The sequence below is a fragment of the Desulfobulbus sp. genome (assembly GCF_030824455.1).
Classification (GTDB): Bacteria; Desulfobacterota; Desulfobulbia; order Desulfobulbales; family Desulfobulbaceae; genus Desulfobulbus.
In genome coordinates this window covers 1-26486 of record NZ_JAVBXR010000015.1, presented here as the reverse complement: position 1 = coordinate 26486, position 26486 = coordinate 1, and the positions used below count along the sequence as shown (strand labels likewise).

The window sequence follows — 26486 nt, the reverse complement described above, 5'->3', positions numbered from 1 at the left end:
CAGCGCCGGCTATTCGTCTTCATCGAGCCGACGCAGCCCTTCCATGAGAATCATCATAAAATCGCCAATCTCGCGCGTTTTCATCAACGCGTCCGGGAGGCCGGGAATGAAGTGGAAGGTGCCTTTCTTTTCCGAGAGCATTGCATAGATCGCCTCCTGATTGTCCAAATCTTCAAACCGGGCGGCGAGCAGTCCCCCTTCTCGAAAGGTCACCCGCGCCGAACCGCTTTCAAATTCCAGGATAAGCCTGCCGGTCTTCTGATGCATGTGAAACACCTGCAACAATTCGGCAGGAATGATCGCCTCGATCCGCCCACTGATCACAGAATCACTGTTTTCTTTGAAGGCCCCGGCGCTTTTGCCGCCGTTGACCGGGATCGGCTTGTCGGTGAGCTTGAACTTGATGAGTCCCGTGCAGCCGCCGCAGGTGTAGACAGTATTGCGCTGTTCGGCGAAATTACCGGCGGCGTGGGGCAACAGGGCAAAGAGCAATCCTGTCAGTTCCCGCACCAGAATGAGACAGGAAGAACGCCCGAGCGGCAATTCCACCGCCTTGTCGGTCAGCAGAAAGCATTCCTCTTGCATATACAGGGGGCAATTCCTGACGTGCGTGATTTCAAAAGCGGCCTTAAAGTTGTCCATCTACCCCCAAACATTAAACTCTGCTATTGATGCGTTGCCATCAGTGTACACGTGAATCCTGGTTCACTCAATCGATTCTTGCCCCGCTTCCCGGCCGTCCATCTTTTTCCTTTCACCGGTTAAAGCCCGCTTGTTTCCACTGAATAAATACTATACAGTACTCGATAATATGGTTGCTGCAACCTTTGCCGACAGCACCCGAGCCCCGGTCAGACGCATTGCATTCTTCCGCCCTGCCGGCCACGTCGATCAATAGCACACATCACAGGTTATTTTTATGGCTATGGGTTCACAGCAACTTGCTGAAGACTACACGCAACTCAAAGAGCTTCTCGAATTATATCCCAATATATCGATTCTCAAGGCCGAGGGGCAGCCGCCGGACAATTACGAAATCGAGTACAATCTGCGCGGTTTCCTCAAAGACGCCGACAACAACATCAGCATCGGCAAGAACCACCTCGTCCGTATCAGTCTTCCTTTTGGCTACCCCCATTTCGCCCCCATCGCCAAACCGCTGACCCCTATTTTCCACCCGGATTTCGACCCCGCCGCCATCCGCATCGCGGACCGCTGGCAACAAAATCCTTCGCTACCTGAATTGGTGCTGCACATCGGCGAAATGATCAGCGGCAACACCTACAATCTCGACGATCCCTTCAATCAGGAAGCCGCCGACTGGTACAGGGGGCACCAGGATCAACTGCCCACAGATTCGCTCAGCATTGCCGATATAGAAGAAACAGGCATTGAGCTGGATTCGCTGGTTGACGACACCTTTGCCTCGCTGGGCCTTGAAAACGACGATTTTCTCGCTCCCGAAAAACCGGTTGATCCCGCACAGATTGCGGATATTCGCAACCTCGTGGCGCAAAATAAAATCTTCACCGCCAATCAGCGTCTCGCCGACCTGCCGGAAAATGCCGATTTTCCCGACCGGGAGGAGGTCCAGCAGGAAATTGGCAAGGTGCTGCGCAAAACAGATCAACTGTTCAAGTTGGCCGAGCAACTTGAGGACATGGCCAAATTTGACGAGGCCCTGGAGGTGGCGGACAATCTGCTTGCCATCGCCGCCGACGCTCCTGGGGCCGAGGCCTTGCGCACCCGGATTGAACAATCCTTTCAATTGACGCAGTCCGCCGGTTTTTCAACCAAAAAAGAGGAAGTCGCCGCCCCGAAGATTGAGAACGCCCCGGCTCCGCCCCCCCCGCGTCCTCGTCTCAACGTCGCCGCCTGGGCCAATGCCATTCCCTTCAAACCTATTTTGATTGTTGCGGTGTGCCTTGGCCTTTCCATCGGCGCCACATCCCTCTATTTCAACGATCAAAAAACACTCAGCCAGTCCCAGGCCAATCTGCTCAAGGGACAGTTGCTCATCGACAAAAAACAGTTCGACGCGGCCCTGGAAACCCTGGAATCAGCGAAATCGGTGTTAGCCGACCTGACCATTCTCCGGTTTCGGAAAGACACGCTGGAAAAGGAAATCCAGACGCTTCTTTCCTCCAGCGATTTGCAGGAGGGGCTGCGCGGACGGGTGCTACATCAGGGCGAGTACATCTCGACCGCCATGGCCGCAGCCCAGGAAGAACTTGCGGTGCTTACCGGACAGGCGCAATCCCTGGCCGCACAGAACAAAACCGCCGACGCCCTGACCCTCTATCGACAGGCGCTCAAGTACGCGACTGAGCACGATCTGGCCAAGCAACAAACAGCCGTCAAAGAGGTGATTCAATCCCTTGAATTGCAGCAGACGCTTGCCCAGGCCGAACGCGCCGAGCAAGGCAAAAATTGGAACGAAGCGGCGGCGGCCTACCGCAAAGCGCTGGCGCTCTCCTCCAACATTCAAACCCTGGGCACGGCCAGCGACATCACCCATCGATTGACAGTCGCCACCTTCCGCCATGAACTCGATCAATCCAAAAAAGCCTTTACCCAATCGCAATGGCAGGAAACGATCAAATATCTTGAGCAGGCCCAGCAGGCGATCAACGCCAACCCCAGCCTGGTCACCGACAAAGAGCGCCAGGACCTGCACAAACTCCTGGTCAACGCCCGGTTGTACCTGACGCTGTCAACGGCCCGAGAGGCCTATCAGCAAAAAAATTGGGAACAGGCCGGCGTTGAATACCAAAACGCGCTCAATCTCCTAGCCAGTGAGCCGGAAAGCACCGAGAACATGCTGGGAGAATCGTTGAGTAAGATCGAAAAGACGCTGTTGATGGTGAAGATAGCCCAGATTCAGGACATGGTGATGGTGGCCGAGGGCAAGGGCGACCGGGCCGGGGTGTTGACCCACAGCCGGGAGATTCAGCAACTGATCCGCGCCAGCAACCACGCTTCCGACCCTGCGGTAAAAACCGTGCTCCAAAAAGTAGGCGCAAAAATTGATCAGCAGCAGGAACAACTGGCGCAAATCGAAAAAATCGCCTGGCTTGAAGAACACTTCGAGGAGATTTTCCGCGCCAATTACCCCACGTTCAGAGGCTCCAAACTGTCCCAACCCAAAGCGGTTTTTGCCAAAAAAATCGACGGCAAATCGCTCTACACCCTCACCTGCGTGGAACGGAGCCAGGGAAGCTCCTCCAAGTTGGAACTCAGCTATATGTTTGATTCCGCCACAGGCAAATGGTCGGTGTATAACGAGCAGTAAGTCTCGGTGATCGTCGCGCCGCCCTTCCCCCCTTTCCCCGCGCCCGTCAGATAAGGAACCGGAACTCTCCCTTGCCAAGCAGGTCGTGCAAGTGCAGGATGCCGGCGAGGCGTCCTTGGTCGCCGACCACCGCCAGCACCGTGATCTCGCGCTGCTGCATGATGCTCAGCGCGTCGGCGGCCATCAGATCGCTCGCGATCGCCACTGGATTGCGGGTCATCCCTTCGGCGAGCGTTATGGCGGCAAGATTCTTTCCCGACGACAGCAATCGTCTGATGTCGCCGTCCGTGACGATTCCCTGCAACAGGCCCGCCTGATCGACGACAAAAACGGCGCCGAGATTCTTTTGATTCAACTCAGCCACCGCCTCCTGCATGCTGGCGCCGTCAGCAACAACCGGCACTTTGTCGCCGGTGAGCATGACCTCGCGAATCGCCACTTTGAGGCGAGCGCCTAAACTGCCGCCAGGGTGATTGCGCCGAAAATCCTCGGCCCGGAACTGTTTCCGATTCAACAAGGCCACCGCAAGCGCGTCTCCCATGGCCAGGGCGGCGGTTGTCGAGGTCGTTGGAGCCAGGCCAAGCGGGCAGGCCTCACGCGGAACGGCGACGTTCAAGGTCGCCACCGCATGGTTGGCCAAGTTGGAGCCGGGTTTGCCGCACAGGGCAATGATGGGGATTTTGCGTTCGGCAAGGCTGCCCAGCAGCCGATTCAACTCGGACGTCTCCCCTGAGTAGGAAATGGCCAAGACAACGTCAGTGGGCGCAACCATGCCCAGATCGCCGTGCATGGCCTCCACCGGATGCAGGAATACCGACGGTGTTCCGGTGGAATTGAGGGTGGCGGATATTTTTTGCCCGACCAGCCCGGATTTGCCGATGCCGGTCACCACCAGACGCGTCGGGCAGGCCATGACAACGTCCACCGCCCGCTCAAACTCTTCGCCCAGATTGTCGCGGACCGCCAAGATTCCCTCCGCCTCAATCGACAACACCTCTTTCGCCAGTGCAATGCTCACTCTGTGTCTCCCAAATCAACAACGCAACGCCCCTTGCTATTACCGGCAAGCATGGCGAAAATTTCAGTTTCCAACTCATCCAGCGTGACCATGCGGCACAGGCTGGACACCTCTGGCAATTTCCACTCCTGCGCAAGTTTGCCCCAGACCGCAAGCCGCTTCTCCATGGGACAGTTGGCCGAATAGATGCCCAACAGATGCACCCCGCGCAAAATAAACGGATAAACGTTCAAGGGCAAATCGCCGGAGGCGGCATTGCCGCAACTGGTGACGACCCCGTTAAATCCGGTTCCTTTGACGGCCGTGGCCAGCACCTCGCCGCCCACGGCGTCGATCACGCCAGCCCACTGAGTGGGCAACAGCGGCCGATCCTTGTGGCCAAGGAATTGGTTGCGATCAAGTACCGCTTGCGCCCCCAAATCCAGCAAAAATTGTTGCTCGCTCATTTTGCCGGTCAAGGCCGTCACCGCGTACCCGAGCTTGCGCAGGAGCATAACCGCGATGGTTCCAACGCCTCCGGTCGCTCCTGTGACCAGCACCATCCCGTTTTCAGGCGCAACCCCATTGTTCTGCAGCCCTAGTACACTCAAGGCGGCGGTAAAGCCTGCGGTTCCCAACTGCATGGCCTCAAGCAGCGAAAGACCAACCGGCTTTTTCACCAGCCAATGCGCCGGGGTCCTGATGTATTGGCCAAAACCGCCGGAGGTGTTCATTCCCAGATCGTATCCAGTGCAGATCACCTCGTCTCCGCACTGCCACTGCGGATTCGACGAGGCGACAACGACGCCGGCGGCGTCAATTCCCGGCGTATGGGGATACGCTTTCGTGACGCCGCGATTGCCGGTTGCCGAAAGGGCGTCTTTGTAATTCAACGACGAATATTTGACCTTGATCAAGACCTCGCCGGCGGGCAAATCCGCTAGGGTTTGCTGGCGGATTGCTCGATGAAAAACCCCGTTCTGATCTTCGAACGCAACCAAGGCGTTAAAATGCAGCTCATTCATCCTCGACTCTCCTACCCCGCAGGTGACGGAGGTGGGCCTCCTACGCATTTTTGGTTTGCACACAAGAACGCCGGGCAGCAGACCCTGCCCGTCAGGCCAGCCGCAACTGACCGCCAACGACGCTGTGCTCGACGCCGGCCGCATCCCGAAAGCGATAGAGCCCGAGCGCGGAAACGCCCATCCCGATGCCTTGCAGCGTCACGTTGCCGGCGGTGTGCACCAGTGATCGCCCGTGAAGATAATCATGTTTCTGCCACTCGGCGAGCAAGAACTCCGAGTCAGTCGCCACCATCTCCGCCTTGCTCGCTATGGCCTGAGCCAACAGATCCAGCAACTTTTCCAGGTCCATTCGCTGCCCGGTCTGCTCGAAGAGCGTGGTCACAATCGGTTGCAACTCACTCGGAAAATCGACGAGCGCCGTGTTGACGTTGAGGCCGACCCCAATCACCACTGCGGGTTGATCATTGTTTCCTGCCGGATTCGACACGTTTTCGCAGAGGATGCCGGCGACTTTTCGCTCGCCAAGATACAGGTCGTTGGGCCATTTGATCTTGGCTTCGACTCCATAGGCAGCACAAAGGATCTCACGGCAGGCCACGCCGGTGGCGAGCGTAATCAACGGCAACTGGGCAATCGGCACAGCAAGCCGCAACAGCAGCGAAAAATAGAGCCCCCCGTCTGGCGAGGCAAAGCTTCGATCATACTGACCTCGCCCCGCCGATTGTCGTCCTGCCCTGACTATAAGACCAGACGGCGCATCCTCAAGGGCTTTTTGCCGCGCTATGCGGTTAGTCGAATCAATATGATCAAAATACAGCACCATGTTCTTCACCCGCTCACGTCATGCAGCGCATTCGCGCCGCATGAGCCTCATCAAATAAAAAAAGCAGAGATCCACGAAGGATCTCTGCTTGCGAAACGCAACCGGAAGCGGAAAAACGATCTTACTTTTCCTCGTCCTGAATACGATCCGGTCGAGCATACATGGTGGTGGATCCAGAGGACCAGAACATCAACTCGCCGTCTCTGACCAATTCGTTCGCCACGTTTTTAACTTCACGCGGTTTGGAGTCAGGATCGCACTCGTAAAAGTCTTTGATGTACAACTGCGGTTTAGGGGATTTCTTAGCCTTTTCAATGATGGCTAATTTCAACTCATCTTTGCTCAGTGCCATAATGCGCTCCTCGAGATGTGTGAAAACACAAAAAATGATCGGCTCTTAAATCAGAGCCGATCATCGATATCCTGCTGTTACTTGGTGTATGCGGCAGTATGACTGGTGTACTTGAACTGGGTGGTGGTGCGCCAGGTGTCGTATGCCAAACGATAATCGTCGATGGACTTCTCGGTGAAGGGAAGACCGGTCTTCTCAAAGAACTTCTCCCAACCGATTCTCTCTGCCCACTCGCCAATGCGCTCGTATTTCTTAGCATCTTTGGCATAGGCTTCAAGGATCTGACGCACACAGGCGACAGTTTCAGGCCAACGCGGGGTGGTGTTCGGCAGGAACGGCACAACCAGCTTGGAGAACTTCGGCGCTGATCTGCGGTTGGAAACCTTGCCGCCAACCAGAATGGCGATACCGTCGCCTTCCGGATCGGCCAACGGCATGGCCGGGCACATGGTGTAGCAGTTGCCGCAGAACATACAACGCTCGGCGTTAACTTTGATGGACTTAACTTCCTCGCCGTTGATCATGACCTTGGCAGGCTTAACAGCGCCCAACGGACAGGAAGCGATCGCCAGCGGAATCTCGCAAACGCCGGTAACGCGAGCGTCGTCGATCATCGGCGGTTTACGATGGATGCCCAGGATGGCGATGTCGGAAGCATGTACGGCTCCACACATGTTCAAGCAGCAGGCCAGAGCAATACGAACCTGCGCCGGCAAGGTCATAGACCCGAAGTACTCGAACAGGTCATCCATAACCGCCTTAACCGGGCCGGAAGCGTCGGTGGCAGGTGTATGACAGTGTACCCAGCCCTGGGTGTGAACGATGTTGGTCACACAGGCGCCGGTGCCGCCGATCGGGAACTTGTTGCCGTAGCCCTTGATGGTGGCCTTCAACTCTGCCACTTTCTCTTGGCTGTCCACCATGAACTCAACGTTGTTCCGGGTGGTGAAGCGGAGGTAACCGCCGCAATGCTTGTCGGCGATGTCGCAGATGTCGCGAATATAGTTGATAGTCACCAAGCGGGGAGAACCGCAACGCACGGTGAACACCTTGGCGCCGGTCTCGGCCACGTGAACCAAAACGCCGGGCTCTAGGATCTCATGATAGAGCCATTTGCCTTTGTTCTCTTTGACGACTGGCGGCAGAAAATCCCCGTAGTATCGCGGTCCCAAGTCGGTAATCCGACCTTCCATAGGATTTTTCGGATCGTAACCCATTATAATATCTCCTTATATAGTAAATTCGTTGAGAGTATATCGGCGATGCCCATCAGGCGGCGTGACGTTTTCTGAATTCAACGACGTCACGCTCCCAGCCACCAGGTACTTCCTCTTCAGCCCAGAAGACATAGGGGTTGGAACGCGGCTCTTTAACGTGCTGCGGCAGGGCTTCTACTTCCATAACTTTGAGGAAGGTCGGCAGGCCGATGCGCTGCATGGTTTCACCAACACGCTCACGGTTCTTGCCCACTTCCATCCACCAATCCCACACCTTCTCGATGACGTCAACCACGTCTTCGAAGTCGTTCTCTTTGTTGACTTCGATGAAGGGGATAACCAGGGTGGCGAACTGAGCGCCGTCAAGAATCGGGGCTTTTGCGCCAATACAGATGGATGCGCCTTTCTGTGCGCCAGGACGAAGAGCGCGAGGCATGACGTTGATGCAATGCATGCAACGGGTGCACTCAGTGTCGTCGATTTTCAGCTCGCCGCCTTCCATCCACATACACTGGGTCGGGCACAGGGCGACAACCTCTTTCTCGATGTCGAATTTGCCCCAGTCTTTGCCTTTGTGCGCACCGCCGTTGGCCGGATACTCAGCGTCGCAGGCGATGTATTTCTTCACCGCGGCCTGATCGATGCGGATGTTGTCTTTCCAGGTGCCGATAACAGCAAAGTCGGAACGGGCGATGGCGGCAACGCAGTCGTTCGGACATGCAGAGAATTTGAACTTAAATTTGTACGGGAAGGCCGGACGATGGATCTCGTCCTGATAGCGCTGGGTCAGGCTGTTGCATACTTCCTGAGCGTCATAACAGGCCCACTCGCAACGGGATTCGCCCAAACAGCAGGCAGGAGTACGCAGGTTGGAGCCGGAGCCGCCAAGATCCTGCTTCAGGTCATGGGTCAGATCCCAGAACAGGGGCTCAAGATTCTCGGTGCGGGTGCCGAGGAAGATCATGTCGCCGGTGGAGCCATGGAAGTTGGTAACGCCGGAACCGTATTTCTCCCACAGATTCATCAGGGCGCGAAGGTTCTCGGTGGAGTAGTACAGACCAGAGGGCTGGGCAATACGAACGGTGTGGAAGTGCTCTACGCCGGGAAACTGTTTCGGCACGTCAGAATAACGACCAACGATGCCGCCGCCGTATCCGAAAACACCGACGATGCCGCCATGCTTCCAATGGGTGATCCGGTCTCTGTACGAAAGCTCAAGCTGGCCAAGAATGTCCCAGCACTCAGGCTTGGTTGCAGCCTGCTGTTTGAGGTCGGTGACGAAACTCGGCCATGGACCTTTTTCCAGTTCGTCCAATAGAGGCGTTTCATGCTTTGCCATCAGTGTTCCTCCTAGAGATTATGTGGTTGAAAAATTACCTGTCTATTTATGTAACCCGAACGAGAATTGCACGTCAATACAGGCAAGAACGCACAAAACTATATTGAATGCTCATTCAGAAGGCGAGCATAAACGTCCGGAAACTCTTTGTCAACAAAAAATCTAAGCTGTTGTCTCGCCAAGAAAACCGCCCGACGCGCGGCGTTTTTCATCAGAGCATGCCCGCTTGACGCAACAGGCTTTTTTCCAGGCTTTCCTGCCCGGAATCCTTCTCTGCGGCGGCCCCTTGTTCCCCCCCAACCAACAGGCGCAAAAGTCGCGTTGCCAGAACCTTGCCCAGCTGCACACCTTCCTGATCAAAGGAGTTGATGTTCCAGCAGAAGCCCTGAAACGCGATGCGATGTTCGTAAATGGCCAGCAACTCGCCCATGGCGCGCGGGGTCAGCCGTTCCGCCATCAGAATCAAACTCGGCCGGTTGCCGGCAAACCTCCGGGCGGGATTGGCGTCTTCCTTGCCCAGCGCCAGGGCCAGCGATTGGGCCAGCATGTTGGCGACCAACTTCTGCTGCGAACTCGAGCCTTCCACCTCAATGTCGACGCCGTACTGGTTGCGGCGGAACCCGATGAATTCGACCGGGACAATCTCGGCGCCCTGGTGCAGCAATTGATAAAAGGCGTGCTGCCCATTGGTGCCCGGTTCGCCCCAGACCACCGGCCCGGTCTGCCAGCGCGTCGGGTTGCCCTGGCGGGTGACCGACTTGCCGTTGCTTTCCATATCGCATTGCTGCAAATGGGCCGGGAAGCGCGACAGCGCCTGACTGTAGGGCAGGACAGCGACCGTGGCGCAACCGAGAAAGTTGTGGTTCCAGATGCCCAGCAGCGCCATGAGCAGGGGAATGTTGGCGCGGATCTCCCGTTGCTCGGCCGCCAGATCGATCGCATGCGCCCCGGCGAGAATCTCCATGACCGCGTCGATCCCCAGGACAAAGCCAAGTGTTGCCAAGCCAACCATGGAAGTGGCTGAATAGCGCCCGCCGATATAGTCCTCCATATAAAATGAGGCCAGATACTTGGCGGAGTCGTCCATGGGGCTGCCCTTGCCGGTCACCGCCATCAGATGACGGGACGGTTCCAAACCGGCCTTGCGCAAGGCTGAACGGACGAGCTGTTCATTGGTGAGGGTTTCCAGCGTGGTTCCGCTCTTGGACACGATGTTGAACAGGGTGCGCGACAAATCAAGCCCGCGCAGAACCTCGGCCGCATCGTCGGGATCGACGTTGGCGATGAACCGGGCGGATCGACCCGGCAGCGCGTAGCTTTGCAGGGCCAGGCAGAGCGCTCGCGGCCCCAGGTCCGATCCGCCGATGCCCACCTGGACCATGGTGGTGAATGATTGCCCATGGGCGTTGACGATCACGTCGCTGTCGAGATCGGCGAGAAAGCTCCGCAGCTTGGCCAACTCTTGCCTGGCCTTGGCGGTCGCCTCCGGCGCCCTGGCCGCCTCGCCAAACACATCGCGACAGGCGGTGTGCAGCACCTGGCGGTTTTCACTGGCGTAGCCCTCAATCCGATTGAGCGTCGCCCCGGCCTTCATGGCCAAAAAGGCGTCAACCAGCCCGGCCTCGTCAGCCAACTCCTGCAGGGCTGTCAGCACCTCCGGGGTGACCCGCTGGGCAGCGTACAAGAGCGCAAATCCGCCGGACTCGGCGACATACTCGCCGACTCGTTGCGCCGTCAAGCCCCCCGGCGCGGCAAGCTCGTGCGGCCTGCGCGCCAGGGACGTCAATTTTGCCACAGCCGCGTGGGTGGAAAAATCCTGAATTTGCATACGCTCCTCCATAGTTTTTCTCTGTTATTGCCCTGCCTGCTCCTTCATGGCGCGGATCACCGACGGGTAATCGCTTTGCCCATAAATCGCCGAACCGGCGACAAAGATATTGGCCCCGGCGGATGCGATTCGGCCAATGGTCGCCGGACTGACCCCGCCGTCGATTTCGATGCCCGCCGAGGGGTTGACGGCGTCCAGCATCTGCCGCAACTTTGAGGTCTTAGCCAGGGTCGATTCAATAAACGATTGGCCGCCAAATCCAGGATTGACGCTCATCAGCATGACCAGATCGACCTCCTCCAGCACATAGTCCAAGGTTGACAGCGAGGTGGCGGGATTGAGCACCGCGCCGGCCTTTTTGCCCTGGCTCCGAATATAGGTCAGGGTGCGGTGGAGATGGACGCAGGCCTCGACGTGTACGGTCACCCAATCGGCCCCGGCGTCGATGAAGTCCTGGAGATAACGGTCCGGATTGGTGATCATCAAATGAACGTCGACCGGCAGGCTGGTCACTGCGCGCACCGCCTTGACGACCAGGGGGCCGATGGTGATGTTGGGCACAAAATGGCCGTCCATGACGTCAACGTGAATCACGTCGGCGCCGGCGGCCTCAACCGCCCGGACCTCCTCGCCAAGCCTGGAAAAATCGGCGGAGAGGATGGAAGGCGCAATCATTAAGGATTTCATAGCATAGGCTCCATGGCGAAAACGGGGAGACTCCCCGGGAAAGGGTGTTGCGTTCGGCGCCAGCATACCAGATTCGCCAGGCAATAGGCGAGCTTTCCCCAAAGGCTTCGGGGAAAATCACTCCATGGACCGCCGTTCATAGAGCTGCCCCGGCAACTGCCGCACCACCCCTTGCAATTCCAGCTGCAGCAGCAGGGCGTGCAGTTCGACGATGGGCAACTCGGTCAGGCGGGACAGGGCGTCGATGTCGCGGGGGTAGACGTCCAGTTGTTCAAGCAGGCGGAGCGCCGGCGCAGAGAGATCTGCAGGGCCGTCAGGATGCTGGCGGGACGAGGCAGCCGTTGCCCCGCTCCCCCAGGCCAACCCTTCGAGGATGTCGGCAGCGGTCTGGACCAGATGGGCCCCTTGCTGAATCAGGCGGTGCGAGCCAGCACTTTTGAGCGAGTCAATCCGGCCGGGAACCGCAAAGACCTCGCGTCCCTGGTCGAGCGCCAGACGCGCAGTGATCAGCGATCCTGATTTTTCAGCGGCCTCGACCACCACCACGCCCTTGACCAGGCCGCTGATGATGCGGTTGCGCGCCGGAAACCGGAAGCCCTCCGGCGGTGTGCCCAGAGGATATTCGGAGAGCAGCAGCCCCTGCTCGGCAATGTGCCGGAACAAATCCGCATGGGTGCGGGGATAGACAACGTCGACGCCGCATCCGAGCACCGCCGCAGTGCCGCCGCCGGCGCGCAGGGCGCCGTGGTGGGCTGCGGCGTCAATGCCGTAAGCGGCTCCGGACACAATGGTCACGCCAAGCTCGGCGAGCTCTGCCGCCAGACGGGAGGCCACCCGACGTCCATAGTCGGTGGCGGTTCGCGCTCCGATAATGGCAACGGCCGGGTTGTTCAGCAGGGAAAGATCGCCGCGCCAGTAAAGGAGCGGCGGCGGATCGGGGATGGCGCGCAGCGCCTCGGGATATTCAGAACTACTGAGGGAGAGCAGGGAAACCGCGGACTGGCGAAGCCGTTCCAATTCACGTTTTGCCTGCTGGCGGGCAGCCGCTATTTGGCTGCGGTCGGCAAGCGTCTCGGCCAAGCGCGGCCCGACTCCGGAAACCGCCGCGGTGCGAGCGCCGTGCCGCAACAACTCGCCCGCCCCCCCCGCCTGCTCGGCCAGGCGTTTGATTAGCGTGCACCCCAGCCCCGGCAGAGAGGTCAGGGTCAGCCAGTCTTCGGCGTCCGGGCAAGGGGGCAAGGTGTTCAGTCCACCATAAAGGCGTGCAAATCCTGGCTTCGGGCCGGGTGGCGCAGTTTTTTCAGCGCCTGGGCCTCGATCTGCCGGATGCGCTCCCTGGTGACGGCAAAACATTGCCCCACCTCTTCCAAGGTGTGGTCGCAGCCGATTTCAATGCCGTAACGCATGCGCAGCACCTTTTCCTCCCGAGGCGTCAACGATCCCATCACCTTGCACAGGCAACGCTTGAGGCTTTCGGTGATCGAATTTTCCTGGGGATCGGGATGGGCGTGATCTTCGATGAAATCACTGAGCAGGGTGTCCTCCTCGTCGTTCACCGGCGCGTCGAGCGAGATGGCGTCTTTGGCGGTTTTCAACGCCACATGGACCTTGTCGACCTCGGTGCCCAGTTGTTTGGCCATTTCCTCCGGGGTGGGCTCACGGCTCTCCAGGCGCTGAAAATCCTTGGAGAAACGCAGCATGCGATTGATGGTTTCAATCATGTGCACCGGCAGGCGAATGGTCCGTCCCTGATCAGCAATGCCGCGCGTCACCGCCTGGCGAATCCACCAGGTGGCGTAGGTGGAAAATTTGTAGCCGCGCTTGTAGTCGTATTTCTCCACGGCCTTCATCAACCCGATGTTGCCTTCCTGGATCAGATCGGGAAGCTGCATGCCGCGATTCATAAATTTTTTGGAAACCGAAATCACCAGACGCAGGTTGGCCCGCACCAGGGTTTCCTTGGCCTGACGCGCGGTTTCCCGCCCCATTTCAATGTCCTGCTGCACTTCGATGAAGGCGGGCCAGGAGATGCCGATGGTCTCGGCCAGTTCCAAGGTCACCCGCTGCTCCACCTCTGCGGGGCTGAACGCGCCCGCCTCCCCGCCCAGTTGCTGACGACGAGCGGCAAGGAGCAACTCCTGCTGCCGGGCGACGATGCGCACCTTGTTGAATTTTTGCGCCAACTCTTTGACGGCGTCGGCCACGGAAAGGATGCCCTTGGAGCACATCCGGTAGTCGAGAAACAGGCGGGAAATCGAGCTGCCCACGGCCAGAATTTCATCAACCAGTTGCCCCTCCCGAACCCCGTTGCCGGCGTTTTTCTTCAACTCGACAAACAACTCCCGCCGTTTTGCGTCCAACTCGTTGGCTTTTTCCACCTGATCCAGAAAGCTGTCGCGCACCCGCTTCAATTCTTTCTCATCGTTGTCGGAAAGGCCGCGGATCACGGAGTTGATCCGCAGGTTGCCGCGCAGCAGGCTTTCGGCCAGATCGTTGAGGGCGGTGATGCCGAGGGTCAAACGCAATACCGCCGACTGGATGCGGCTCTCGCCGTCTTCCACCATGCGCGCCAGCTCCATCTCTTCCTCGTGGCTCAGCAGGCGCTGGTTGCCCATTTCGCGAAGATAGATGTTCATCGGGTCGATGCTGCTGCCCATGCCTCGTCGGTCGTCGCCGCGGCGGTCGTCGCCCAGCCGGCGATCCAGGGGAGCACGCCGCTCGATGCCGTTGCGCACCGCCCAATCGTCCTCGACTTCGGGAAGTTCACCGGTCCAGGTGGTTTGGCAGGGGCCGACAAAATCTTCGGGCTCGAGATCCTCTTCCAAGATGTTGTTCTCTGGGTCCATCATCTCTCCACAAAAACCGTCAAAAAATTTAAACCAGCGACGCCAGCCATCATCCGTGAAGTCTCCGGCAGCAACAGGTAAAACTCATAAAACATCCGATAGATATCAGGACACTCACCCAACGGCTTGCTGGAACCGCACACGCCCCTGCGCACAAGCATACAAAATACAATTTTTTGAATTTATACGATTTGTATCTTTTTTCAACATGTTAAATTAAGAACTCGTTCTTTTTCTTTTGAGTTCCTGCTTGCGGCGCATCAGTTCTAACATCAATCCTGTATTCCCAAGGCCTTCAGCCTGTTCGATCTGCTGTTGCAAATCAGCGCTGTCGCGCCGTTGCCGTTCCTGACGCAACCAACGGATCAGAGCGTCGCACAGTTGCCGGCCATGTCCCGCTTCTTCATCCATCACAGGCTGCACCTGGGTCAGCAGGCGCACGACATAGGCTCGATCCGCCTCATTTTCGGCGGCGGCGAGCAGTTGTTCCGGCTGACAGGGCTCGGCTTCAGACAACCGCCCCAGCAACTCGACCAACCGATGCGCTGCGGAATCGCGAAAAAAGGCCGCAAGCCCCGCCTCCCGCAGCTCGGCCTGGTATTCCGGATAAAGAATAAAGAAATCAATCAGTTGTTTTTCCTGGTTCGACAACCCAGCCAGCCCGGATGAAGACGGCGCCGCCGCCGACGATGGAGCGGCCGGCGGCGGCGCAACCTTTGCCCCACCCTGAAAATAGCCGGACGAGACCCCCAGTTTTTCGCTGAAATGGGCGATCATCAGCCCCCGCTGCTCCGGGTCGGCCGCCTCGGCGAGCAGCAGTTTCAACTCGCCGACGATCCGATTTTTTCCAGCCAGGGTCAAACCGTGCTCGCGCACCAGGGCGTCAAACGCAAATTCCGGCAAGGGCCGCGCGCCCTCCACCAAGGAGGCAAGGGCCTCGGGTCCCTGCTCGCGGACAAAACTGTCGGGATCGTGCCCGTCGGGCAGCAGAGCCACCCGTCCTTCCACCCGCTCGGCGAGAAAAAAGGGGATACTGCGCATAGCCGCCTTCAATCCGGCGGCGTCGGCGTCAAACAACAGCACCACCTCGTCGGCGTAACTCCGCAGGGAATGGACGTGGGCGCGGGTCAGCGCAGTGCCCAGAGGCGCGACCACGTTGTCGACACCGTGCACCGCCAGCAACAACAGGTCAAAGTTGCCCTCGACCACCAGGGCGCGACGCGACTTGCGGATGGCGTCTTTGTGTTGATGGAGGCCAAAGAGCAGGCGACTCTTGTCAAAAATCGGGCTCTCCGGCGAGTTCATGTACTTGGGCTGCCCTTCGCCGAGGATGCGCCCGCCAAAGGCCACCACCCGCCCGGTCATGTCGCTGATAGGGAACATCACCCGCGAGCGAAAACGATCATAATGTCCGCCGCGTTCCTTGCGCACCGCAAGCCCTGCCTTCTCCACCACCTCCGGCGACAGCCCCTTGGCGACCAACCGATCAAAGAGACAGCTCCAGCTCGCCTGCTCGGGATCGGGAGCAAGGCCGAGCCGGTAGCGGTCGACAATTTCCGCCGGCACGCCCCGTTGCTCCAGGTAGAGGCGGGCGGTTTCCCCCCACTTGGGATGGCGCAGGCACTCCTGATACACAACCGCAGCCGCCTCGTTGGCGGCGTAAAGCTGCTCGCGCTGGCGCAGCTGCGCCTGTTCTGACTCGCTCAGCTGGCGCTCCGGCAGGTCGACCCCGAACTTCTGCGCCACCATCTTCAGGGCCTCGGGGAATTCCATGTGATGAAATTTCATCACAAAGGAAAAGACGTCGCCATGCTCGCCGCAGCCGAAACAGTGGTAAAATTGCCCCTGGGGGTTGACCGAAAACGAAGGGGTTTTTTCATTATGAAACGGACACCGGCCGGTAAAGCGCGTGCCGGCCCGTTTCAGCTCGACGTGCTCGCCAACCACCTGGACGATGTCGGCCGCGTCCCTGACGAGGTTTTTTATCTGTTCACGGGAAGTGGAAATGGACATAACCAACGAAAACACCTACTGGAGATTCACCGCAATACGCGCGAAAACAGCGGCGCGACGCGCTGCCGCAGCTGCAGCTTTTTTTACTATTGTCATTTATGATGCGATTGCACAGAGAGCAACAGTGCCCTCGGCGTCGAGCCCAAGCGGCTAGACGGCCCGACCCGACAGCCAAAACGATTTCGTGACCCCACATTTTCACCCGGACCAAAACCTCCGGGCACGCAGGAGGCCAGGCATGCACGACATGGAAGCAATGCTGTCCCTGGAAATCAAAAAGGAAATTGCGGACCGGTATTTCGGTTTCCGCAAAATGATTGAAGACGACAGCCGCGACTACCATCAACACATCCAGGAGGCCTACCGGCAGTTGGAATGCGAGGTTGGCTTTGATCTGATCCGGCTCTACATCCTGCTGCGGCGGGAACCGCTGATCCATGATTTTTTTCGTCTGACCGGGCTGCGCGATTCCATCTTTCTTGAGCCCTATCTGCTCGACTCGCAGCCGACCCGGCAACGCCTGTTCCGGGGCGAGCGCATCCACGGATTCACCCGCCGTTCTCGATTCCACAATCTGTTCATCGACGTCTACAACCGGCTGCGCACCGGAACCGCAGACTACGCCCAGGCCCTCAAGCGCCTGACCGAGGAAGGCAGGGCCATTGCCGACGAGATCGAGGTGTTTTATCGCAAGAACGACCTGGCTTCGATGATGGGGTTTCTGCGCCGATTGGACGGCGGCGCCCTGGAATCAGGGCCGATGAACGCGACCGTCGCGCCGCTGCGCGACCATTATCTGGAGGACAAAATGCTCATCACCGCCCCCGCTGCGGCCGAGACGCTGTTGCCAATTTTTGCGGTTCTGCCCGAACTGAGATCCTGCAAAAGCGGCCTGGAGGATCTGCTTGACGCCGCCTATGCGGCACAGGGCCAACCCGAGGTCCGCGAGTTCGCCCGGTAAGTCTTCGGCAAAACAGCGCCAGCCAAAAACGATGGAGCGCTTGGATGGAGCCGATTGCCCAGGGCCGCGCCCGGCGCGGCGCAGACTGACCGTTAGAGCCCCACCCAGTAATCCAGCCGCTCCAGATTGTACGCGCACCCGGCATTGCGATCCCAGGCACAAACGCCATGAACGTCCACGCCCTGATGGATCACCGACACCGGCCGGTCCGAAGAAACCACCACCACGATGATGTTGGCGTGTTCGGCGGTGAAACGCAGAGCCGAGTTGTAGCGCGCGCCCCTGGCCAGGTCCTCGCCGGCAAAAGAGCGCCCGTCGAGCAGACAGGCAAAGCCGTGCAAGTGCATGTCCGCCCCAATATGCAGCGCCCCGTCGACTTTGGCCAGGGATTTGGCCATCTTCAGGGTGTGGGGCTTGCGCAGGTTGAGCGGCGGCGACAGGGCCTGCCCTGAGATGTCCACCGGTTCGCGGTTGAGATCGATCACCACCGTGCAGCCGTGTTTGCGCTGCTGGGAATGATTGACCAGACTGACCACGATCTTAAAGAGAAAATAACTCTCGGATCGGTCCAGGTCGGTTTCAAGCAGCAACTCCTCCAACTGCACCAGCTTGGCCTGATAGGTAGTTGAACTGAACCGGCCGTCGGCAAAACTGCACACCTTGTTGCGGTTGATCTTGAGAAAACCCTGCCGGCCGCGAAAATCGGCGCAGAGGGAAAAAGGCGGCAGGCAGTCGCCGCAAACGCCCAGAATGGCGCGGCCGTCGCTGACCAGATGCCGGCCCGATCGCTCCACGGTCAACAGCAATTTGCGCACATGCTTGTAATTCACCAGCTGGGGCCTGACCCCTTCCTGAAATTTCACCAGAAAATCGAGCTGATCCAACATGGACGGATCAACCACCAATAGCCGTCCCTCAGGCCAGGAGCCCTCTTCCTGGGTTTCGGAGATCATCAACACCGCGTCCAGCACCGGATAGATCCGCACCGGGCTGTCCCAGCCAAGCAACTGATTCATTTGATCGATGATGTAGTCCCGCACCGCATGGGTGGCGTATTCCTTGAGGAAATGGCCGGAAATGCCGGTGTAGAGCTCCTGATCGTTGGCCAAATCGTGGGAGAAGCGCCACACCGCGTGCTCCAGCCAGCGCTCGGTCGGCCCGGTGGAGCAGAGGTCGGGGTGATGCTCGGTGAACCACTGCTGAAAAAATACCGAGCCGGAATAGCCGCCGTTGGCGAGCAGGCCGGCCAGGCCAGGGTCCTTGACCGGCAGGATGTCGGCAAATTGCTTGCGGTTCGTGGGGACCTTGTCGTTGTCCCGCCACTTCTGATTGTCGAGGTAGAGGCTCTTGAAAATCGGCTCGTGCCCTTTGAGCAGATTCTGCGGATCACAGAGCAGCATCGGGCTGTCGGGCTGCAGGGCAAAGACGACGGCGGCGCGACTGGCGCCGGAAAAGTGAGAGAGCCCGTCGCTCAAACCGTTGAGGATGTCGCTGACACAGCGACGGACAAAGGAATACTGGGTCTGATTGATCATAGGGACACAAGGGGCAGAGAGTTGTCGGCCGCAAACGTCTTTCCCGAGCTGCAAACGGGACGAGTCAAGAGCGACAGGGTACAGACGGCGGCGCAGGCCGTCAAGACGATTCCCTGGTCAGCAGGCTCGGCCCAGCGTGCGCGACCGCTTTGCACGCATCCCTGTCCCAGGAAAAAAAACTTGGCCGATGGGCGATTCCCGCCTATCATGGCGGCAACACGCCGGACGCCTTCGCCGCCTGCACCGCAAACCCGTTCGAAGGCCGCCGCCCCACGCCCACCTCAGCGCAACGGAGATCCCATGGAAGACCTGCTGGCCGAAGAACTGGTCAACATCATCAAAAAAAACAAGCCCTCGGATTTCGAAGAAGCCTTTGAACGCGCCTTTGAGCTGACCAAGGCCTATGCCGGATCGGCGAACGCCCAGGCATCGGCCATCCCCTTTGTCTTTGAAAAGGTGTTTGAACTGTTCGTCACCGGCAAGACCAAGTCCTGAGCCCCTGGCTGCAGCCCGCCCCGCCCTATTTGGTGCCGAAGATCTTGTCGCCGGCGTCGCCCAGCCCCGGCAGGATGTATCCGTCCTCGTTCAGGCGTTCGTCGACCGCGGCCACATAGATGTCGACGTCCGGATGGGCCTGGCTCAATCTTTCAATGCCTTCAGGCGCGGCCACCAGAAAAATGCCGATGATGTCTTGGCATCCCGCTTTTTTCAGCATGTCGATGGTGGCAATCAAGGTGCCGCCGGTGGCCAGCATGGGGTCAAGGATCATCGCCTTGCGTTGGCGGATGTCCTGCACCAGTTTCTCGAAATAGGTCACCGGTTGCAGGGTTTTCTCGTCGCGATACAGGCCCACCACCGACACTTTGGCGCTGGGCAGGGCTTTGAGCACACCGTCCATCATCCCCAGTCCGGCACGGAGAATGGGCACAATGGTGATTTTTTTGCCCTTGATCCGGTCGACCGCCGTCGGCCCGGACCAGGTTTCGATGGTCACCTTCTCGGTGGGCAGGTTGCGGGTGGCCTCATACGCCAGCAGCATGCCCACTTCGGCGGCCAATTCCCGAAAGTCCTTGGTGGAGATCTCCTTCTCGCGAAGGAGTCCCAGTTTATGACGAACCAGCGGGTGGGAAATTTCATGCACAGCCATGGGGTGTCCTCCTGAGAATGTAACAAATGGTGGGGCGTTGGCGGGTCGAATGATCGGTTAACGTGTTTGCCCCGGGTTCTCCCTTTCCGCCGCCGCCAACCAGCGCTGGAGCTGCTGCAGATCGGCCCAGACGGCCTGTTTCATGCCCGGTTGCGCCAGGAGAAGTTGGGGATGGAAAGTAACCATGACCGGGACGCTCTCGCCTGCGGCGTTGCTGCAGCCAGAGCGATGCATTCGTCCGCGCAGGCGTGAGGCCGGTTCAACGGCCCCAAGCACGGCTCGGGCCGCCGTATCGCCCATGGCCAGAATAACCTGCGGCCGCACCAAGGCGATCTCTCGGCGCAGATGTCCCTGGCAGGCCTGCACGCTCTCTGCGGTCGGCGCTTGGTCGCCTAAAGGGCAGCATTTGACGGCGTTGGTCACATAGACGTCTTCAGGCGCCAGCCCCATCGCCCGCACCATGTTCCCCAGCATGGCGTCTTCCGCCACCCCGAACAGGGTGGTCGCCGCGAAATCCGGTTCCTGCCGAGAAAAATCGCCGACAATCAAGAGGCGGGCGCCAGCGACACCGCGGCCCGTCACCAAGCCCCGACGCGCCGAAGCTAGCGGACAGAGACTGCATTCGGCGAGATCGCGCTGCAGCAACGAAAGTTGGTCCGAACTGGGCACAGTTGGCTGCGTAGCCTTCACCGTGGCCGGTTTTCTCGCTTGCGGCGCAGCGACAACCGGTGACGGGCGACGGCGCGCAACCGGCGGGGCTCGCTTTGCGCTTAAAAATTCGCGCAGGCCAGGCGTCAGCGGATACTGCTGGATGCCCAGCTGCTGATGCAGGCGCAAACTGGCGCGGAGACCGGCGGCCAGAGCCAGAACCGAGGCCCGGTCCGGCAGGGCCGACGATTCTGGTTCGCGACCGGCGGCGTCCACCATGTTTTCAGCTGACAAGGCCAGCTCCCGTGGGTATGCTCACAGGCACACCGGCTGCGGATTGCGGCCGGCAGATTGCAGGAAAAACGGGCGTCATTGTTTTTTCTTGGCTCCCTCGAACTCAAACACGGTTTCATTCTTTTTCAACAATCCGTGTTTTTTGCGCGCCACCTCTTCAAGGTAGGCGTCGTCGGACTGCAACCGCTTGATGTCTCCGGAAAGTTCGACATTTTTGGTCTCAAGCCGGGCGTTCTCCTCGGTCAGCGCGGCGATTTCCCGCTGCAATTTGCGGTAGTGAAAAAAACCGCGACCAGGGGCAAAGAAAACCCACAGCAGAAACAGCAGCGCCACGACCACGCCGAGCGTCCACAACACCTTGCCGTCGTGCCGGTTGCCCTCCTGTCCTTTACGTATCGCCATACACTCCCAACCCGTTCTCACACTCAACTTCGATAACCATGGACCTCCTCACCCAAAAATGCCTGGTCAGCGCCTGTCTCACAGGGCTATGCACTCGATACGACGGCCAGAGCAAGGCCAATGCCGACTGCCTGCGCCGGCTGGCGCACTGTCCCCACTGGATTCCGGTCTGCCCCGAACAGCTCGGCGGCCTACCCACCCCAAGGCCCGCCGCCCGCTTGGTCGGCGGCGACGGCCACGACGTGCTCGCCGGCAAGGCGCAGGTGATTGACCTTTTGGGCAACGATCTGTCCGCCGCGTTCATCCAAGGGGCGCGGATGGTGCTGGACATTGCCCGGATGCAGCGCATCACGCTCTGCCTGCTGAAATCCGGCAGCCCTTCCTGCGGCCTGGAACCGCTGGCCGGGGTCACCGCAGCCCTGCTGCGCGCCCACGACATCGCGGTGATTTCCTTCTGATGCGGCGGGCCGGCGCAACACCCAGCGCCGGGATCAAGACGCGCCTCCCTCGTTGCTGGGCGCTACCGCATGCGTTGCCTTGTCCAAACCGAGCATCCCGATCAGCAAAATGCCTGATTCATAGAGCAGATACAGGGGCAAGCCCATCAGCCCCATGTTGACCAGATCCGGGGTTGGAGTGAGCAAGGCCGCCAGAATGGCAATCACCAGCACCGCATAGCGCCGATTGCGGGCAAAGGCGGCGCGTGAAACCGCCCCCACTTGGGCGCTGAACACCATGAACACCGGCAGTTCAAACACCAGGCCAAAACCAAGGATGAACAGGGTCACAAAATTGACGAACCGAGTGATGGAAATCACCGCCTGCAGATCCTGCGATTGAAAACCGAGCAAAAACTTGATGCCCAAGGGCAGGGTCAGCATATAACAAAAAATCGTGCCGCTGTAAAAAAGGAAGCAGGTGGCGGCCACAAACCAGAACAGCTTCTTGCCGATGACGCCGAAGGGCTTGCCCAGCGCCTTCCACAGCACATGCATGCACAGAGGCATAAGCACGTACAAGGCACCGAAAAAAGCCATCTTGACGTGGGCCAGAAAAGGCCCGGCCACCGAAAAAAAGTAGAGTTTTTCCCCCAGATGGGCCTGAAAAACCGAGAGCATCCGACCGGAGAGGAAAAAGATGGACAGGGTCAGAGCTGCAATCGCCATCCCCAGCAATTTGAGGGAACGGCCCAGTTCAAGAAGAAAAATTGCAAACAATTTCAGCGGCTCGGCCATACGTTCAAGGGAAACGGACTCGGTTGTTTAACATCGGACGGAAACGGGAAAAAAGTAGCAAAACAGAAGGATAAAAGCAATTGAATACCCGTTGCGTTTCCCGGGACGCCGTGATAAAAGCGGGTGGAACCGGCGAACGTCCGGCGTCTTAGCCCGCATTTTCCACGCTCTTTCAACCCCCACGTGCACCGTCATGCTTGAATTACGCTTTGTCAGGGAAAACCTGGAACTGGTTCGCAGAAAATCTCTCCTTCGCGGCGTTGACCCGCAACTCATCGACCGTTTTGCCGAGACCGACTACCGCAGGCTTGCAGCCCTGGCCGAAGTCGAATCGCTGAAAAACCGCCGCAACACGGTCTCCAAAACCATTGCCGGACTCAAGCAATCAGGCCAAAACGACGCTGCCGAGCCCCTGATCCTGGAGATGCGCGAGGTTTCCGACCGAATCAAGGACCTCGACGCCGGGCTGGCGGCAATTGAAGAAGAGTTGCAGGACGTGGTCATGTCCATCCCCAACCTCTGCGACGATTCCGTGCCCGAGGGTCGAACCGAGCAGGACAATGTCGAGATCAAACGCTGGGGCGACGTTCCGGCCTTTTCCTTCCAGCCCCTGCCCCATTGGGAGATCGGCGAAAAGCTCGGCATTCTCGACTTCGACACCGCCGCCCGGCTCGCCGGCGCCCGCTTTTCGTTGCTGAAAGGGTTCGGCTGCAAACTGTCGCGGGCCCTGGTCAATTTTTTCCTCGATCTCCACACCCAGCGCCACGGCTACACCGAGGTGCTGCCGCCGTTCATGGTCAACTCCAAAGCCATGACCGGCACCGGCCAGCTGCCGAAATTCAAGGAAGACCTGTTTAAAATTGAGGGCTGGGATCTGTGGCTGATTCCGACCGCCGAGGTGCCGGTCACTAATATCCACGCCGGCGAAACCCTCGACGGCGACGATCTGCCGGTGAAATACACCGCCTACACCCCCTGCTTCCGCTCAGAAGCCGGATCCTACGGCAAGGACACCCGGGGTCTCATCCGCCAGCATCAGTTCGAGAAGGTGGAGTTGGTCAAATTCACCCATCCGGACAACTCCTGGGATGAACTAGAAGGGCTGCTTGGCGACGCCGAAGCGGCGCTGCAACTGCTGGAGCTGCCCTACCGGGTCATCAGCCTCTGCGCCGGCGACCTGGGCTTTTCCTCGGCCAAGACCTACGACATCGAGGTCTGGCTGCCGGGGCAGAACACCTACCGCGAGATCTCTTCCTGCTCCAATTTCCTCGATTTCCAGGCGCGGCGGGCCGGCATTCGCTATCGCCCCAAGGGCGAGAAAAAAAGCCGCCTGGTCCACACCCTCAACGGTTCGGGCTTGGCCGTGGGCCGCACCTTGCTTGCCATCCTGGAAAATTACCAGCAGGCCGACGGCACGGTGCGGTTGCCCAAGGTGCTCGAACCCTATTTCGCAGCCCGCTTTTAACCGCTGACTCACCGCAGGCCGCGCCGGACTGGCGCTGTCTGCGGTTTGTTCGTTCGTCGCCCTCCCTGGTTCAACCCTGCAATCGGGTCGGTTGCTCCAGGGCCAGCTCAATCAAACGATCCAGCAGGGCGGCAAAGGGAATCCCCGCTTCGGCGGCGGCCTGGGGCAGGAGGCTGGTGGGCGTCATGCCGGGGATGGTGTTGGTTTCCAACAGATACAGCTCATCGCCGCTCAGGATCATGTCGGTGCGACTGTAGCCGCGCAACTGCAGGCTGCGATGGGCCGCAACCGCGTAGGCCTGGGCCTTTTGCCGCACCTGGTCGTCGACCGGCGCCGGACAGATCTCCTTGCTGGCCCCCGGTTGGTATTTAGCCTCGTAGTCGAAGAACTCGTAACGCGCGTCCGGGATGATTTCGATCAACGGCAGGGCCGTCACCTGGTCATTGCCAATCACCCCCACGGTCAACTCCCGCCCCTTGACGTAGGCCTCGACCATCACCTCGCTGTCGTGACGCAGGGCCAGCCGCAGCGCCGCCGGCAACTGCTCGACCCGGCGCACAATCGACATGCCGATCGAAGATCCCTGCCGCACCGGCTTGACCACGCAGGGCAGCCCAACCTCGGCAACGATGCGGCCGGTGTCGACCAGATCGCCCGACTCGGCCATCACCCAGGACGCCACCGGCAGACCATGGAGTTTGTACAGGGTTTTGGCCAGGTTCTTGTCCATGGCCAGGGCGCTGCCGAGCACGCCGGCACCCTGATAGGGGATGCCGAGCAGGTCAAGGAACCCCTGGATGGTGCCGTCTTCGCCGTTGACCCCGTGCAGCAGCAAAAATGCGGCGTCGATGTGCGCGGCGTCGGCGGCAATCCGAGCCAGATCGGTTGCCGGATCGTACCGAACCACCTCGTACTTGCTCGGGTCGAGCGCCTGCTCCACTCCGGCTGCGCCGCGCAGCGACACCTCTCGTTCATCTGATGTCCCGCCGGCAATCAATGCCAATCGAATCTTCGCCATGATCGACCTCCCGTTCAATGCGCATGGTTTTCCGCCCGTCAAAACAGCCGGCGACCATGTTACCATCACGACAGAGAAAAACAATCAAAAGGGGCGGCAGTGCTCCGTTGGAGCGCAGACGCGATCACGGCCGGGGCGACCAAGCCTGCCTGCCGCGAACGAAAAAATGCCTGAGATTCAATTATATGATTTGACATGTATCGACTAAACGGATAATTTGCGCCGTTTATAAACACACTCTTACTAATGGCTCCGGCCAACACCAAAGGAAGTGATGCAATTATGATCGAAGTAGATGTCAGAGGTGACCTTGAATACGCGATCAGGCAGTTAAAGAAAAAACTGCAGATTGACGGTATTAAACGAGAGCTGAAGCGGCGTGAGTATTATGAAAAACCCAGCGTCAAAAAACGCCGCAAAGCAGCTGAGGCCCTGCGTAAACTTCGTAAGTTCAACCGGATGAGAAGTCGGGTTTGAACTGATTGCCCCGGCGGCCCACCGTCGGGGCTTTTTTTATCGCCACGCGCCCCACGCCCCTGCAACTCGCCGAACATCTTGAACATCTGCAGCATTTCCTGCAATATCTGACCATCCAACGACGGCTCGCCGCAAACACCGTTGCCGCCTACGGCGCTGACCTGCACTCGTTTTTTCGCTTCATTGCCCGATCAGAAACCGAGGCGGCGGAGATCGACAAGGAACAGGTCCAGCAATTTTTCCAGTTCTGCCGCCAGCGCCGCATCAGCGCCCGCTCCAACGCCCGACGATTGGCCGCTCTGCGCGCCTATTTCCTCTTCCTCCAAGAACGCGCCCTGCTGGTCGTCAATCCGCTGGCAGACATCGACGCGCCCAAAATCGGCCGCACCCTGCCCAAGGTCCTGAGCGTGGCCGAGGTTGACGCCCTGCTGGCCATTCCCGCAGCCGCAACGCCCCTCACCCTGCGCAATCACGCCATGCTCCACCTGCTCTACGCCTCGGGACTGCGTGTCTCCGAACTGGTCAGTCTGCCGGTCAACGGCTGCAATCTGCGCAACGGCCATCTGCGCATCCTCGGCAAAGGCGACAAGGAACGGGTCGTCCCCTTCTCAGCCGCCGCCGGCGCGGTGATTGCCGACTATCTCGAACGGGCGCGACCGCTGCTCCTCAAGGGCAAATCCAGCCCGCTGCTTTTTTGCTCCAACCGCGGCGCGGCCATGACCCGCAACCGCTTCTGGCAGATCATCCGGGAGACGGCCCAGCGCGTCGGCATCAGCAGGGAGATCAGCCCGCACATGCTGCGCCACTCCTTTGCCACCCATCTATTGGCGGGCGGGGCCGACCTCCGCGCCGTGCAGATGATGCTTGGCCACACCGACATCGCCA

At 59.2% G+C, this 26486-nt stretch carries 25 protein-coding genes; 7 read left to right on the top strand and 18 right to left on the bottom strand.

The genetic code is table 11. The annotated features are described in order from the left end of the window. Nucleotides 1–9: 9 nt before the first annotated feature. The gene (locus RCH93_RS02530) at nt 10–585 is read right to left on the bottom strand and encodes a DUF4388 domain-containing protein (RefSeq protein ID WP_306546739.1); all 576 of its coding nucleotides are present in this window, start codon (nt 583–585) and stop codon (nt 10–12) included. A gap of 334 nt (nt 586–919) precedes the next feature. Between RCH93_RS02530 and RCH93_RS02525 the strand changes: the two genes are divergently transcribed. Further along, nucleotides 920–3292, top strand: a complete 2373-nt coding sequence (locus RCH93_RS02525) for a ubiquitin-conjugating enzyme E2 (RefSeq protein WP_306546738.1) — start codon at nt 920–922, stop codon at nt 3290–3292. Between the two features lie 46 nt (nt 3293–3338). On the opposite strand, the gene RCH93_RS02520 is transcribed toward RCH93_RS02525, so the two are convergent. From RCH93_RS02520 to dnaG, 11 genes are all read right to left on the bottom strand, one after another. Then, entirely contained in the window at nt 3339–4310 is a 972-nt protein-coding gene (locus tag RCH93_RS02520) for an SIS domain-containing protein (RefSeq protein WP_306546737.1), read from the bottom strand. Next, complete coding sequence (locus RCH93_RS02515; protein WP_306546736.1) at nt 4307–5314, bottom strand: YhdH/YhfP family quinone oxidoreductase; 1008 nt, start codon at nt 5312–5314, stop codon at nt 4307–4309. The genes RCH93_RS02520 and RCH93_RS02515 overlap by 4 nt, the downstream gene beginning before the upstream one ends. 91 nt (nt 5315–5405) lie before the next feature. Continuing rightward, complete coding sequence (locus tag RCH93_RS02510) at nt 5406–6137, bottom strand: biotin--[acetyl-CoA-carboxylase] ligase (protein WP_306546735.1); 732 nt, start codon at nt 6135–6137, stop codon at nt 5406–5408. A 121-nt stretch (nt 6138–6258) separates the two neighbouring features. Continuing rightward, complete coding sequence (locus RCH93_RS02505; protein ID WP_306546734.1) at nt 6259–6489, bottom strand: dissimilatory sulfite reductase D family protein; 231 nt, start codon at nt 6487–6489, stop codon at nt 6259–6261. Between the two features lie 77 nt (nt 6490–6566). After that, complete coding sequence (gene dsrB / locus RCH93_RS02500; protein ID WP_306546733.1) at nt 6567–7706, bottom strand: dissimilatory-type sulfite reductase subunit beta; 1140 nt, start codon at nt 7704–7706, stop codon at nt 6567–6569. Nucleotides 7707–7758: 52 nt separating this feature from the next. After that, nucleotides 7759–9045: a dissimilatory-type sulfite reductase subunit alpha gene (dsrA, locus tag RCH93_RS02495; protein WP_306546732.1), complete on the bottom strand. Its 1287-nt coding sequence runs from the start codon at nt 9043–9045 to the stop codon at nt 7759–7761. A 211-nt stretch (nt 9046–9256) separates the two neighbouring features. Beyond that, nucleotides 9257–10873 carry a glucose-6-phosphate isomerase gene (locus tag RCH93_RS02490; RefSeq protein ID WP_306546731.1) on the bottom strand — a complete coding sequence of 539 codons (1617 nt, stop codon included), beginning with the start codon at nt 10871–10873 and terminating at the stop codon, nt 9257–9259. Between the two features lie 24 nt (nt 10874–10897). Continuing rightward, complete coding sequence (rpe, locus tag RCH93_RS02485) at nt 10898–11560, bottom strand: ribulose-phosphate 3-epimerase (protein ID WP_306546730.1); 663 nt, start codon at nt 11558–11560, stop codon at nt 10898–10900. A gap of 117 nt (nt 11561–11677) precedes the next feature. Then, nucleotides 11678–12799, bottom strand: coding sequence for a DNA-processing protein DprA (gene dprA / locus RCH93_RS02480; RefSeq protein WP_306546729.1), 1122 nt, complete (start codon nt 12797–12799; stop codon nt 11678–11680). Nucleotides 12800–12804: 5 nt separating this feature from the next. After that, nucleotides 12805–14409 (bottom strand): sigma-70 family RNA polymerase sigma factor, encoded by a 1605-nt coding sequence (locus RCH93_RS02475; RefSeq protein ID WP_306546728.1) that lies wholly within the window; start codon nt 14407–14409, stop codon nt 12805–12807. A gap of 213 nt (nt 14410–14622) precedes the next feature. Continuing rightward, a complete protein-coding gene (gene dnaG / locus RCH93_RS02470) occupies nt 14623–16419 on the bottom strand; it encodes a DNA primase (RefSeq protein WP_306546727.1) in 1797 nt (598 codons plus the stop codon). A 238-nt stretch (nt 16420–16657) separates the two neighbouring features. Between dnaG and RCH93_RS02465 the strand changes: the two genes are divergently transcribed. Beyond that, complete coding sequence (locus RCH93_RS02465) at nt 16658–17380, top strand: hypothetical protein (RefSeq protein ID WP_306546726.1); 723 nt, start codon at nt 16658–16660, stop codon at nt 17378–17380. 92 nt (nt 17381–17472) lie between these two features. Here the strand turns inward: RCH93_RS02465 and RCH93_RS02460 are convergent, their stop codons facing one another. Beyond that, nucleotides 17473–18915, bottom strand: coding sequence for a DNA integrity scanning protein DisA nucleotide-binding domain protein (locus RCH93_RS02460; RefSeq protein ID WP_306546725.1), 1443 nt, complete (start codon nt 18913–18915; stop codon nt 17473–17475). 300 nt (nt 18916–19215) lie between these two features. Here RCH93_RS02460 and RCH93_RS02455 point away from each other — a divergent pair, with 300 nt between their 5' ends. Further along, nucleotides 19216–19410, top strand: a complete 195-nt coding sequence (locus tag RCH93_RS02455; protein WP_306546724.1) for a hypothetical protein — start codon at nt 19216–19218, stop codon at nt 19408–19410. Between the two features lie 25 nt (nt 19411–19435). Here RCH93_RS02455 and upp read toward each other — a convergent pair whose 3' ends face one another. The 3 genes from upp to RCH93_RS02440 all read right to left on the bottom strand — a co-directional run bounded on the left by upp (nt 19436) and on the right by RCH93_RS02440 (nt 21406). Then, entirely contained in the window at nt 19436–20062 is a 627-nt protein-coding gene (gene upp / locus RCH93_RS02450; RefSeq protein WP_306546723.1) for a uracil phosphoribosyltransferase, read from the bottom strand. Nucleotides 20063–20119: 57 nt separating this feature from the next. Further along, nucleotides 20120–21004 (bottom strand): uracil-DNA glycosylase, encoded by an 885-nt coding sequence (locus RCH93_RS02445; protein ID WP_306546722.1) that lies wholly within the window; start codon nt 21002–21004, stop codon nt 20120–20122. A 75-nt stretch (nt 21005–21079) separates the two neighbouring features. Further along, a complete protein-coding gene (locus RCH93_RS02440) occupies nt 21080–21406 on the bottom strand; it encodes a septum formation initiator family protein (protein WP_306546721.1) in 327 nt (108 codons plus the stop codon). Nucleotides 21407–21444: 38 nt separating this feature from the next. On the opposite strand from RCH93_RS02440, the gene RCH93_RS02435 reads away from it, so the two are divergent. Further along, a complete protein-coding gene (locus tag RCH93_RS02435; protein ID WP_306546720.1) occupies nt 21445–21864 on the top strand; it encodes a DUF523 domain-containing protein in 420 nt (139 codons plus the stop codon). 33 nt (nt 21865–21897) lie between these two features. Here RCH93_RS02435 and RCH93_RS02430 read toward each other — a convergent pair whose 3' ends face one another. Further along, complete coding sequence (locus RCH93_RS02430; RefSeq protein ID WP_306546719.1) at nt 21898–22641, bottom strand: twin-arginine translocase subunit TatC; 744 nt, start codon at nt 22639–22641, stop codon at nt 21898–21900. 193 nt (nt 22642–22834) lie between these two features. Between RCH93_RS02430 and serS the strand changes: the two genes are divergently transcribed. Then, nucleotides 22835–24106 carry a serine--tRNA ligase gene (gene serS / locus RCH93_RS02425; protein WP_306546718.1) on the top strand — a complete coding sequence of 424 codons (1272 nt, stop codon included), beginning with the start codon at nt 22835–22837 and terminating at the stop codon, nt 24104–24106. A 70-nt stretch (nt 24107–24176) separates the two neighbouring features. Here serS and RCH93_RS02420 read toward each other — a convergent pair whose 3' ends face one another. Beyond that, entirely contained in the window at nt 24177–25124 is a 948-nt protein-coding gene (locus RCH93_RS02420; RefSeq protein ID WP_306546717.1) for a D-alanine--D-alanine ligase, read from the bottom strand. A gap of 282 nt (nt 25125–25406) precedes the next feature. Here RCH93_RS02420 and rpsU point away from each other — a divergent pair, with 282 nt between their 5' ends. Both rpsU and RCH93_RS02410 read left to right on the top strand, forming a co-directional pair. Further along, a complete protein-coding gene (gene rpsU / locus RCH93_RS02415) occupies nt 25407–25601 on the top strand; it encodes a 30S ribosomal protein S21 (RefSeq protein WP_015725583.1) in 195 nt (64 codons plus the stop codon). Between the two features lie 5 nt (nt 25602–25606). Beyond that, a partial coding sequence (locus RCH93_RS02410; RefSeq protein WP_306546716.1) for a site-specific tyrosine recombinase XerD occupies nt 25607–26486 on the top strand: 880 nt, incomplete at its 3' end.